Genomic DNA, 11,216 nt, shown 5'->3' with positions numbered 1-11,216 from the left:
CCGCGTACAGCGCCAGGCCGGACGAGCCGAAGCCGATGGAGGTGCCTTCCGCGGTCGTGACCGGGTTCGCCACCGCCTTCGCCAGCTTGTCGCGGTCTCCGTCCGGGTACTTCGGCAGCTTCTCGACCGCCTCGCCCAGGCCGTCGGACAGCTGCCCGGTGCCGTCGCCGAGCTGCCGTGCGCCGTCGGCGAGGCCGCGGGTGCCACCCGCGAGCTGGTCGGCGCCGTCGGCGAGCTGACCGGCACCGCCGCTGGTCTGCGACAGCCCGCCGGCGAGCTGCCCCATTCCGCCGTTGAGCTGCTCGGCGCCTCCGGCGAGCTGGCCGAGACCGCCGGTGAGCGCGGGCAGCCCGCCGGAAAGCTGCTCCAGCCCACCGGAAACACCGGTGCTGGCCTGCTGCAGCTGTCCGCCGCCCTCGGACAGCGCCTTAGCCGTCGCGGCCTGCACCGCCAGCTTGTTGCACATCGGCACCACACCGGGCGGGCATTCCTTGGACATCTCGCCCAGTTCCTTGGCCATGCCCTGCAGCCCGGTGTTGAGCTGCTGCACGCCCTGGGATTCCTTCGCGGAGACATCGGCCAGCGTGCCGACCTGGTCGGGCAGCTGCGCGGTCTGCTGCTGGATCTGCTGCAACCCGCCGGTCAACGCGTTCATGCCCTGCGCGAGCTGACCAGCGCCGTTGTCCAGCGCGCCGAGCCCGCCCGCGAGCTGCCGCGTGCCGTCCGCCAGCTGACCTGCACCACCGGAGAGCTGATCGGTGCCGCCCGCGAGCTGGTCGGCGCCGTCGGCCAGCTGCGTCGCGCCCTTCGAGGCTTCGCCGAGCTGGTCGTTGAGGGTGTTGAACCCGACGTAGATGTTGTCCAGGTAGGTGGTGGTCAACTGCTGGCCGAGCAGGTTCGCGGCGGTGTCGGTCACCGTCTTGCTGATCGCCTCGTCGGCCAGCCGGCTGCGGTCGCCGGTGTCGACGTCGACGGTGGCGCGCTTGGCCTGCGCCGGATCGCCGGAGAACGAGGTGGCGGCCTGGGAGAAGTTCTTCGGGATCGTCACGACCGCCGAATAGGTGCCGTCCTCCAGTCCTTCCCGCGCAGTCTCCGGAGTGGCGAACTCCCAGGTGTAATTGCTCTTGATCTCACCGCCGACCAGCTTCGCGGACAGCTGCCTGCCCAGCGGGGTGAGCTGGCCGTTGATCTCGACCGGCTCGTCGGTGTTCACCACCGCGGCCTTGACGTCCTTGAGCCGGTCCTGCGGTTTGCCCAGCGACCAGGTCAGCAGGCCCGCGATGGCCAGCGGCACCAGCAGCAGGCCGAGCAGCGGCAGCCAGCGGGCCCGGAACCGGGACCGCTCCTTCAGCGACGGACTCACAGTGAATTCCTCTGCTTTCTAGCGGTCGCGGCTTACCGGGTCGCGCCGGAGAGCACGTTGGGCATGGCTTCGGCGTCGTCGCGGAGTTCGGTCAGCGTGCCGGCGCCGGGAAGGATGTCGCGCACGTCGGCCAGACCGGTCGTGCCCGCCAGCACGGTCGGGCGGGAACCGGCGAGCAGTTCCCGGATCTCCAGGCGCGCCGCGGGGTCGGAGACCCGGTCGGTGCGGTCCAGCACCAGCACGGCGGGATCTTCGGCGAGCGCGCTGCGCACCGACTCGGCACCGCCTTCGCCGACGTCGACGTAGGCGACCCGCGAGCGCACCGACGATGCGCGGGCCGGCAGCACGTAGCCGAGCACCTTCAACCTGCCGCCGTCGGCCTTCAACCGGCCGGACAGCGTCAGCAGCAACGCGCTGATCGCGGACTCGTGCGTGCCGCGCACGACGTGGATTCCCTGGCGCGGCAACAGGAAACCGACGTCCTGGTAGATCGGGTCGCCGCCGGACGGGTCGGCCATCCGCAGCCCTTCGCAGGCGATCGCCTCGTCGGAGCCGGGGCTGGGCCAGTCGGCCAGCTCGATCTCCTCGCGCAGGTTCTCGCCTTCCACGTCGAACGAGGGCAGTACCCGGTCCAGCTTGCGCGGCATCCACCACGCCCGGTCGCCCAGCAGCGCCAGCACCGCGGGCACCAGCATCATGCGCACGATGAACGCGTCGACGAACACACCGACGGCGAGCCCGAGCGCGATCGGCTTCAGGTTCGCATCGCCCTCCGGCACGAACGCGATGAACACCGCGAACATGATCACCGCGGCGGCGGTGACGACCTTCGCCGAGGAAACGAATCCTCTGTGGACGGACCCGCGCGCGTCGCGGGTGTGCACGAATTCCTCGCGCATTCGGGTGACCAGGAAGACCTCGTAGTCCATGGCCAGCCCGAACAGCACGCCCATCAGCACGATCGGCATGAAGCTGATCACCGGTCCGGCACGGGTGACGCCGAAGAATTCGGCCAGCCAGCCGTGCTGGAACACCAGCGCGACGATGCCCAGCGAGGACCCGATGCTGAGCAAGTATCCCAGCGTCGCCTTGATCGGCACCGCGATGGAGCGGAACACCATCGTCAGCAGGATCAGCGACAGCCCGACCACGACCACGGCAAACGGCAGCAGCGCCTCACCGAGCTTGGCCGAGACGTCGATGCCGATCGCGGTGAACCCGGTGACCGAGAGGTTCACCCCGTAGGTCTCCTGGAAGTGCGGCCGCAGCGAGCGGAGCTCGTCGACGAGCTGCTTGGTCTGCTCGGAATCCGGCGCGCCTTCGGGGACCACCTGCACGATGCCGGTGTCGGCGGTCGGGTTCGGGGTGGCCATCGGCACGTCGGCCACGCCGGGCAGCCGCTCGATCTCGCCCTTGAGGTCGTTCATCAGCCCGAGCGGGTCGTTGCTGGTGACGATGTTGCCGGTGACGATCAGCGGGCCGTTGAAGCCCTTCGGGAAGTGTTCGGCGATTCGCTCGTAGGTGACCCGGGCCGGGTCTTCCTTCGGCAGCGCCCCGGAGTCGGGCAGTGCCAGCCGCAGCCCGGCCGCTGGCAACGTGGCCATCCCGAGCGCCCCGATCACGAGCACCACGGTGACGATCGGGAAGCGGGTCACCGCGCGCACCCAGCCGCTGAAGAACCGCTCGCCGAACGGGCGCTTGGCGCGCTTTTTCGGTTCCCGCGCCTTGATCCGGTTGCGCGCGAAGCCCAGCAGCGCGGGCATCAGCGTCACCGACACCAGCACCGCGATGCCGACGCCGACCGCGGCCGCGATGCCCATCGTGGTCAGGAACGGGATGCCCGCCACGCCGAGCCCGACCAGCGCGATCATCACGGTGAGCCCGGCGAAGATGACCGCCGAACCCGCGGTGGCCGTGGAGCGCGCCGCGGCTTCCTGCGGCGATACGCCCTCGGCCAGTTCTTGCTGGTGTCTGGACACGATGAACAGCGCGTAGTCGATGCCCACGGCCAGGCCGAGCATCAGCGACAGCAGCGGGGTGGTCGCGTTGATCGTCCAAATCGCCGTGGCCAGGAAGATCAGCGCGGTGGAGATCCCCACCCCTAGCAGTGCGTTGATCAGCGGCATCCCTGCCGCCAGGAACGAGCCGAGGGTGATCACGAGCACCACGATCGCGATCACCAGGCCGAGTGCTTCGACGATGCTCAGGCCCGGGATCTCGGTGGAGAACAACGGACCGCCGTGCGAGGCCTGCGCACCTTCCGGCAGCCGGTCCTGCAGGTCGGCGGCGATCTGGGCGATGCGGTCCTTGGTGGGCTGCCCGATCGATTGGGTCTGGCCTTCGAGCTGGGCCATGATGATGCCGGCTTGGCCGTCGTCGCTGATCGAACCGCCCAGGTCCTCCTGGTACGGCGAGATCACCGAGGCGACGCCGTCCATGTTCTCGAGTTCGCGGACGGTCTTGTCGATCTCGGCGCGCACGGCCGGATCGCGCACGCCTTGCGGCGCGACCGTGAGGACCTGCGCCGAGGCGCCGCTGGTCTGCGGGAAAGTCACCGACAGCCGCTCGAGGGCGTTCTGCGCCTCGGTGCCCGGAATGCTGACGTTGTTGTCCAGGCCCTGGTTCATCAGGCCCGCACCGCCTCCCGCGATGGCCAGCACCAGCAGCCAGATCAGCAGGACGGTCTTGCGGGCGGCGAATGCTCGGCGACCGACTGAGTAGAGGAACGACGACACGCCAGACTCCCTGTCACCGGACGTACCGGACGGGTCTATGCCACTAACGGACGAAGGACACGGATACGGCGCTGTATCCGATACAGCAGCGTATCCGATACCATCGACCGTCCCCACCCGGGTGCAAGTCCAAGGTCGAAACTGCTGGTATAGATCCCGGTCCTGGGTCATCCTGGTCCGGCGTCGAGGAGGAAGTCCGCGTGAACACGAGCAAGGCCGCCGGGGCGCCGGAAGGCGGCGCACGGGAGACCGCGCGCCGGGCCAAGACGCGGGAACGGCTCATCGACGCCGCCTACCGGCAGTTCTGCGAGCACGGCATCAACGGCACCTCCATCGAGGCCATCTGCGACGACGCCGGGTTCACCCGCGGCGCGTTCTACTCCAACTTCGCCAGCAAGGAGGAGCTGTTCTTCGCGCTGGCCGACCGGGAGAACCGGATGCGGCTGGAGACGCTGCGCGAACGGTTCGACGACGCGGTCGCCGCGCTCGGCGGAACCGGCGGCAAGCCCGATCCGGCGCGGATCGAAGGGGTGATCGCCGACATCCTGGCGGTGCAGCCGGAGAACCGGCAGTGGTCGCTGCTCAACAGCGAATTCCGGCTGCTGGCGATGCGCGATCCGCAGGTCGCGCCGCGCTTCCTGGAGAGTTCGCAGGCGTTCCAGCACGAGCTGGCGTCGATAGTCGACGCCGCGCTCGGCTCGGTGGGGCTGCGCTTCCTGATCGATCCGCTGCACTTGACCCGGCTGCTGCTGGACCAGTTCGAGTCCGCGATGCAGGAGGCGATCCTCTCCGGTGCGCAGGACGCCGAGAAGGCCGCGCGGGACACCATCATGCAGACTCTGCCGCCGTTGATTCACAGCCTCACCGAGGTGCGTCCGGCGGATCGACCCGATTCCGGTCCGCTCGGATTCCGGTGACCGTAGATCATTCGTAGCCGGGGCCGCCCGCGGCCGGTCCGGTGCGCGATGAGATTCCGCACGGCATGATCAAGGAAGCTTTGCCAGGCTCGGGGTGTTCCCGGCAGTGCGGCCGATCCCGGCCGTTCCGGGAAGACCCCGCCGTTCCGGGAAGACCCGGCCGCCCCGGGAGGACCCGGCACCCGACGCAGTCGACGACAAGGAGAACTGCCATGGCCGATCGCAACGCCACGACCACTTGGAACGGCGACCTGGGCTCTGGGTCGGGCCTGGTGACGCTGGATTCCTCGAACGCGGGCCAGTTCCCGGTCTCGTTCGCGACGCGCGCGGAGGACCCGGCCGGGCAGACCAGCCCGGAGGAGCTGATCGCGGCCGCGCACTCCTCCTGCTTCAGCATGCAGCTTTCCGGCGTGCTCGGGGAATCCGGGCTCACCCCGGAGCGGATCGACGCCAGCGCGGAGGTCACCCTCGGCAAGTCCGGCGGCGGGTTCGCCATCACCGGCATCGCGCTGACCGTGCGCGCCAGCGTTCCCGGCGCCGACGAGGACACCTTCCAGCAGGCCGCGCAGAAGGCCAAGGAGATCTGCCCGGTCTCGGCCGCGCTGACCGGCACCACGATCACCTTGGACGCAGCGCTGGGCTGAGCCCGCGCCGCACGGAAGAGTCCCTTGTGGATCGTCCACAAGGGACTTTTCGCGTCTTCCCCCGGCGAACGGGGAAAGTCAGCCCGGTGACACCGGCGCGGGCCGCGCGTGCTCGCGGCGCAGTTCGTGATCCCCGTGCTCGACGACCCGGTGCAGCACCGAACGCACCCGCTCCGAGTAGCGGCCGACGTTCTCGGCGGCCACCTGGGTGTCCGGATGGCTGACCAGCAGGCAGGTCCACTCCCGCGCCCGGTTGACCCAGAGCATCACGTCGGTCTCTTCGCGCGGGCCGCCGAGGACCTGCGCGTCCGCGCGCTGCCAATCCTCGTGGCCGCGGATCCGCCGCCCATCCATGAACGACGTCATCGGCAGCACCGTCTGTTCGATGCCGTCCAGCGAGAGCCGCGAGCCGAGGTGCTGCATCAGCTTGATCATCGGCACGTCCGCGATGCCGCGCGCCCGGGCGAACGCCTGCTCGGCCTGGAGCAGCACTTCGCCGAAGGTTCGCGAACCCGTCAGCTCGAAGTGGATCGGGACCAGGTTGATGAACCACCCGTGCGCGGCCGCCCAGCGCGGCTCGTCGCGGGTGTGCACCGGCGTCAGCGTCCGGTACGTCTCCTCCCCGGCCAACTCGGCCGAAGCGATGGCCAGCGCCACGAACAGGCCTGCCGCGAAACCGCCGCCGTGCTCCCGGCAACGGCGCCCGAAGACGTTGGCCTGCCGGGTGTCGAACAACTCGTACTCGGTCAGCCGGGAGGTCGCTGCCTCGCCGTCGGCCAGCCCGAGCGGCAGCGGGAATCCCGCGGGTTTTTTCCCGCCGCTGAGCCAGAACTCGCTCCACAGCTCGACGGCGGCGGTCAGCGACCGCTCCGGGATCTCGGCGGCTCGTTCCCGCGCCGCGAATTCCGCGTGGTCGCCGACCTCCGGCAGCCCGGGGTCGACTCCGGTGATCTCCTGCTCGTAGAGCCGCCGCAGCTCGTCGAACAACAGGACCATCGAATATCCGTCGGTGTGCCCGTGATCCACCGCGAAGTACACAGTGGACGATTCTGCGCGCAGCACCGCGCCGAGCACGAACGGCGGCCAGTGCAGCGCTTTCGCCGCGTCGTCGAACCGGTTCAGCAGGTGCTCGCGGATTTCGGGGCCGGTGTGCTCGCCCAGTTCGACGGGCGCGAATTCCACGTCGTCACCAGCGATCGCGTACCGGCGCAGCTCGCCGTCGGCATCCGGCTCGAACCACGTCAGCATCGTGCCGTGCCTGCACACCCATTGTCGCCAGGCGGCCGCCATCGCGTCCGGGTCGATCCTGCCCGGCAGCTCGAAAGACGTGCCCAGCCAGGAAGAATGCGCCACCCCCGCGGCATCGTTGGCCACCTCCCGGCGCAAGTGGCTCTCCTGGATGGGCGAAGCCGGTGCGGGATGTTCCGCGCGCTGCTGCACGGCCACCTCGGTGCGAGTGGTCGGCCGCCATTCTACGAGCAGGCCGGGTTCCGGCTCCTGCTGCGAGAGTTCGTTCATCCGCACGGAGCTGACTCCTTTCAGCTGGTTCGGGACACGGCGTCCGGCGCGGACTCGCGTTCCGGTGCGGACTCCGTCCACATTGGAGGGATGGTGGTGGCGAGACCGGCGACGGCCACCGCGCGCAGCAGCCGCCGGATCTGGTGCACGTAGTCGTCGAGCACCGCCGCTGCCGCCGCGGTGCCGGGAAAGCGGCACGTCACGTCGATGCCGTTGTGGTTGCGGTTGACCCAGAGGTAGACCTCGTCCGCCGAAGTGGCGGGCGCGTGCAGCGCTTGCGCGTTCCAGTCGTCCCAGTTGCACGCGCCTGGACTGGCGCGCATGTCCATGTAGGACAGCACGAAACGCGGCACGAGCTCGGTCCCGAGCAGTTCGGAGACCTTCGGCAGCGGAACCGCCGACAACGGCTTCGCCGTGCGCAACGCGTTGCCCGCGGTGGGCAGCATTTCGAGCACGTCGGCTCCGCCGGTGATGCTCTCGGGAGTGCGCAACTGGATCGGTGCGACACCGACGAACCAGCCGACCGACTGCGCCCACCGCTGCGCGGAACGAGTGTGCAGCAGCAGCAACGTGCGGAACGTGGTCTGCTGCGACATCAGGTTCGCGACCGTGCCGAGGGTCGCCAGCACGCCGGAATACACGCTGCCGCCGTTGCGGCGGCACGAGGTCTCCAGCGCGTCGGCGCCCTCTTCGTCCAACAGCCGCCGGCAGAATCCGCGTTGCGGCCCCGAAAAACCGGACATCACGGGGTCCACCCGCAGGTCCGCGCCCGCCAGCGGCAGCGGGAAGCTCGGCAGCTCGCCTCCGCAGGAGGCGACGAAATCCGCCCACTCGCCCACGATCTCGTCGGAGCGCTCGAATACATCGGTGAAAACCCGCTCTTCGGCGCAGAAATCGACGTAGCTGCCGACCTCGGCCAGCCCCGCGCCGCGCCCTTCGCGCTCGGCCGCGTAGAGCTCCTGAACCTCGTGCGCCGCCAGCAGGATCGAGTACCCGTCCACGTTCCCGTGATCGAACGCCATGCACAGCGTCACCGAGTCGGCGCGCGAGATCGTTGCGAACACGTAGGACGGCCAGCCGGTGGGGTCGGTGTGCGCGTTGAACATCGCGCGCAGCTCGGCGGTGATCTCCTCGCCGGCCTCGAAGTCGCCGATTTCCTCGCGGGACAGCGAAAGCCGCCCCGGCTCCCAGGTGCGACGCCGCAGCTCGCCCGCTCGACAGGTGAGTTCGCTGCGCAGCGACTCGTGCCGGTCCAGCCAGCGCAGCACGGCAGCACGAAGTGCGGTTCCGTCCAGCTCGCCGGGAAGATCGAACCCGACGGCCAGCCAACTCGGCTGGGCGGTCTCCGCGGCGGCGTGGTTGCGGAGGTGGTCCTCCTGCAGGTGCGACGGCGGGCGGTCGTCGTCCTGCGGCCGGGCCGCCGCGGCGGGCACGACGGTCCACCGCGTCACCGCGCCCGGTCTAACCTGGTAATCCGCGATCTCCGTGAACTTCATGCCACCCACTCGCAATTCGACGGCACCGATGCCCACCGCGTCGGCTCAATGCGTCGTCACGCCGATCCGCGTATGGGGACCGCGATAATGCCGCAAGCCGAATCCATTGCAATCCCCGGGGCTCTTATGGGCTCGTGCACTGGGAAAATGACGATTCAATCCACAAAGTGGAATTTTGCAGCGGCGCCCGCAGATACCACGATCGAGGGACAAAAAGTGGTGTCAATGCAATTGTTCAGCGATCAAGGGAATTTTTGCCCCGACTTGCCGATCCGGCCGCAAGAACAGCCGGGAAACCGCTCAAATCGGGCGAACGCCGCCGCAATGCGCGCAGGCACGAAAAGAGCGGACCGCTCGCCCGTTCTTGCCGGGCCGGCGGTCCGCTCCCTTGGTTCCCGCCCCGCGACGGGGGCTCAGTCCACTGTGGTCAGTGGCGCTCAGATCTGCGGCGGGCGGTGTTCGTACGGTGTGGACAGCACGACGGTCGTGCGGGTGGAGACCTTCGCGCACTCCCGGATCTGGCGCAGCAGATCCTCCAGCCCCAGCGGGGATTCCACCCGCACCTGCAGGATGTAGGACTCGTCGCCCGCCACCGAGTAGCAGGACTCGATCTGCGGCAGGTGCTCCAGCCGCTGCGGGTAGTCGTCCGGCGCCGCGGGATCTATCGGGGTCAGCGAGATGAACGCGGTCATCGGCAGCCCGATCTGCTCACCGTCCACTTTGGCCACATAGCCCTGCAGCGCGCCGCGCTGCTCCAGCCGCCGGACCCGCTGGTGCACGGCGGACACGCTCAGGCTCACCCGTTCGGCGAGATCGGTGAAGCTGCACCGGCCGTCGTGCACGAGTTCGCGCAGGATCGCCCGGTCGGTCGCTTCCAGCTCGCCAGTGTTGCGGTCGTTCACGCGGGTAGCACCACCAGCTCGTGCGGTTGTTCGTTGACGCTGTCCACCCCGTCCTCGGTGACGATCACGATGTCCTCGATCCGGGCGCCCCAGCGGCCTTCCTGGTAGATGCCGGGCTCGATGCTGAAGGCCATGCCCGGCTCCAGTTCGAGGCGGTTCCCGGCGACCACGTACGGCTCCTCGTGCACGTCGAGGCCGATGCCGTGCCCGGTGAGGTGGATGAACTCCCGCCCGAACCCGGCCGCGGCGATCGGCTCGCGCGCGGCCGCGTCGATCGACTCCGCGGTGGCACCGGGACGCACCGCTTGCACCGCGGCTTCCTGGGCGGCCTGCAGCACCGCGTAGGTCTCGCGCACGTCCGGCTGCGACGGCTCCCCCACCGCGTAGGTGCGGGTGCAGTCCGAGTTGTAGCCCGCCGGGATCGGCCCGCCGATGTCGACGACCACCACGTCGCCGCGCTCGATCACGCGGTCCGACAGGGCGTGGTGCGGGCTCGCGCCGTTCGCGGCGGAACCGACGATGACGAAGTCGGCCTCGGTGTGGCCCTCCTCGACGATGGCGGCGGCGATGTCCGCACCCACCTGCGCCTCGGTGCGCCCCGCGGTGAGGAACTCGGCCATCCGCGCGTGCACGCGGTCGATCGCCGCGCCCGCGGTGCGCAGCGCCGCCACCTCGGACGGGTCCTTGCGCATCCGCAGCTCGCGCAGCACCGGACCGGCCAGCGCCTGCTCGCCGCCGACCGCGGCTTGCAGCGGCAAGGCGTGCAGCGCGGGCATCACATCGGCGACCGCGACCCGCGAAGGCTTGCGCTCGCGCCGCAGCAGGTCCGCGACCAGCGCGTGCGGGTCCTCGCCGTCGACCCAGGTCACCACCTCGACGCCGAGGTCGTCAGCGGGCACGTCGTGGTAGCCGGGCGCTTCCAGCTTCGGCAGCACCAGCACCGGCGCGGCTTCGGAACCCGCCGCGGGCAGCACCAGCGTGCTCAGCCGCTCGAACGATTCCCCGCGGACTCCCAGCAGGTATTGCAGATCCGAACCGGGCGTGATCAGCAGGGCGTCCAGGTTCGCGTCCGCGGCGGTGGCCGCGGCGCGGTCCAGCCTGGCGGAGAGCACCGCGGGATCCTGCTTGAGCGAGACAGTGGCCATGGCCGCCAAGCCTAACCACGCCGACCCCGGACGCCAGGGCGGTGGTTCGTCTCGTTCCGCCGGGAACCGGCCGGTGACGAGGAGTCGCTCCGGTGCGTGGGCGACCGGCACCGCTTCGCGGAACCTGCTGCGGGAAGCCCCGGGTGCTTGATCTTCGTCGGGTCGGCGGCGGAGGTTCCGCCACCCGGGCGCTCCCGCGAACAAGCCCGAACCCGGGTCCGAGGAAACCGGGGCGGGAGAGGGAGAGCACCCCCGCCCCGGCCGCAACGGAAAAGCCGGCCGGTGACGCAGGCACGGCGCCCGCGCCTGCCGCTGGGACCGAAGCGGGAAATCCGGACGTGGCCGCCGGAACGGACAGCGCCGGCGTTCCTGACAGTCCGTCACAGGCGCCGGGGGCCCCAGGTCCGGCAGCCGAGGGAGGGGAAGCCTACTCCCCGGTGCCGAGAATCCTGCTGATGGCCGGGGCCGGAGTGCTCGCCCTGCTGCTGGCAGTGAT

8 protein-coding genes are annotated in these 11,216 nt (G+C 69.9%); 2 read left to right on the top strand and 6 right to left on the bottom strand.

What is annotated here, in order from left to right; all coding sequences use genetic code 11:
• Both IJH84_RS02250 and IJH84_RS02245 read right to left on the bottom strand, forming a co-directional pair.
• A partial coding sequence (locus IJH84_RS02250) for a YhgE/Pip domain-containing protein (protein WP_295139654.1) occupies positions 1 to 1,363 on the bottom strand: 1,363 nt, incomplete at its 3' end.
• Between the two features lie 32 nt (positions 1,364 to 1,395).
• A complete protein-coding gene (locus IJH84_RS02245; RefSeq protein WP_295139653.1) occupies positions 1,396 to 4,098 on the bottom strand; it encodes an MMPL family transporter in 2,703 nt (900 codons plus the stop codon).
• Between the two features lie 200 nt (positions 4,099 to 4,298).
• On the opposite strand from IJH84_RS02245, the gene IJH84_RS02240 reads away from it, so the two are divergent.
• Entirely contained in the window at positions 4,299 to 5,015 is a 717-nt protein-coding gene (locus IJH84_RS02240) for a TetR/AcrR family transcriptional regulator (protein ID WP_295139651.1), read from the top strand.
• 212 nt (positions 5,016 to 5,227) lie between these two features.
• Positions 5,228 to 5,659, top strand: a complete 432-nt coding sequence (locus IJH84_RS02235) for an OsmC family protein (protein WP_295139649.1) — start codon at positions 5,228 to 5,230, stop codon at positions 5,657 to 5,659.
• Between the two features lie 78 nt (positions 5,660 to 5,737).
• Here IJH84_RS02235 and IJH84_RS02230 read toward each other — a convergent pair whose 3' ends face one another.
• The 4 genes from IJH84_RS02230 to IJH84_RS02215 all read right to left on the bottom strand — a co-directional run bounded on the left by IJH84_RS02230 (position 5,738) and on the right by IJH84_RS02215 (position 10,720).
• The gene (locus IJH84_RS02230; protein ID WP_295139647.1) at positions 5,738 to 7,177 is read right to left on the bottom strand and encodes a condensation domain-containing protein; all 1,440 of its coding nucleotides are present in this window, start codon (positions 7,175 to 7,177) and stop codon (positions 5,738 to 5,740) included.
• 20 nt (positions 7,178 to 7,197) lie between these two features.
• On the bottom strand, positions 7,198 to 8,673 hold the full coding sequence (locus IJH84_RS02225) for a condensation domain-containing protein (RefSeq protein WP_295139645.1): 1,476 nt from the start codon (positions 8,671 to 8,673) through the stop codon (positions 7,198 to 7,200).
• Positions 8,674 to 9,110: 437 nt separating this feature from the next.
• Positions 9,111 to 9,575 carry an Lrp/AsnC family transcriptional regulator gene (locus IJH84_RS02220; RefSeq protein WP_295139643.1) on the bottom strand — a complete coding sequence of 155 codons (465 nt, stop codon included), beginning with the start codon at positions 9,573 to 9,575 and terminating at the stop codon, positions 9,111 to 9,113.
• Positions 9,572 to 10,720, bottom strand: coding sequence for a Xaa-Pro peptidase family protein (locus IJH84_RS02215; RefSeq protein WP_295139642.1), 1,149 nt, complete (start codon positions 10,718 to 10,720; stop codon positions 9,572 to 9,574). Before IJH84_RS02215 ends, IJH84_RS02220 begins: the two co-directional genes overlap by 4 nt.
• Between the last annotated feature and the right edge of the window lie 496 nt (positions 10,721 to 11,216).

The sequence above is a fragment of the Saccharopolyspora sp. genome (assembly GCF_017434145.1).
GTDB classification, from domain to species: domain Bacteria; phylum Actinomycetota; class Actinomycetes; order Mycobacteriales; family Pseudonocardiaceae; genus Saccharopolyspora_C; species Saccharopolyspora_C galaxeae.
Note: the sequence above shows the minus strand (reverse complement) of the source record. Positions and strands in the feature narration are given on the sequence as shown.

What these genes read in the sequence shown, in the direction of transcription:
- IJH84_RS02215 (WP_295139642.1), bottom strand. Translation starts at nt 10,720, where the DNA reads ATGGCCACTGTCTCGCTCAAGCAGGATCCCGCGGTGCTCTCCGCCAGG.
- IJH84_RS02235 (WP_295139649.1), top strand. Translation starts at nt 5,228, where the DNA reads ATGGCCGATCGCAACGCCACGACCACTTGGAACGGCGACCTGGGCTCT.
- IJH84_RS02225 (WP_295139645.1), bottom strand. Translation starts at nt 8,673, where the DNA reads ATGAAGTTCACGGAGATCGCGGATTACCAGGTTAGACCGGGCGCGGTG.
- IJH84_RS02230 (WP_295139647.1), bottom strand. Translation starts at nt 7,177, where the DNA reads ATGAACGAACTCTCGCAGCAGGAGCCGGAACCCGGCCTGCTCGTAGAA.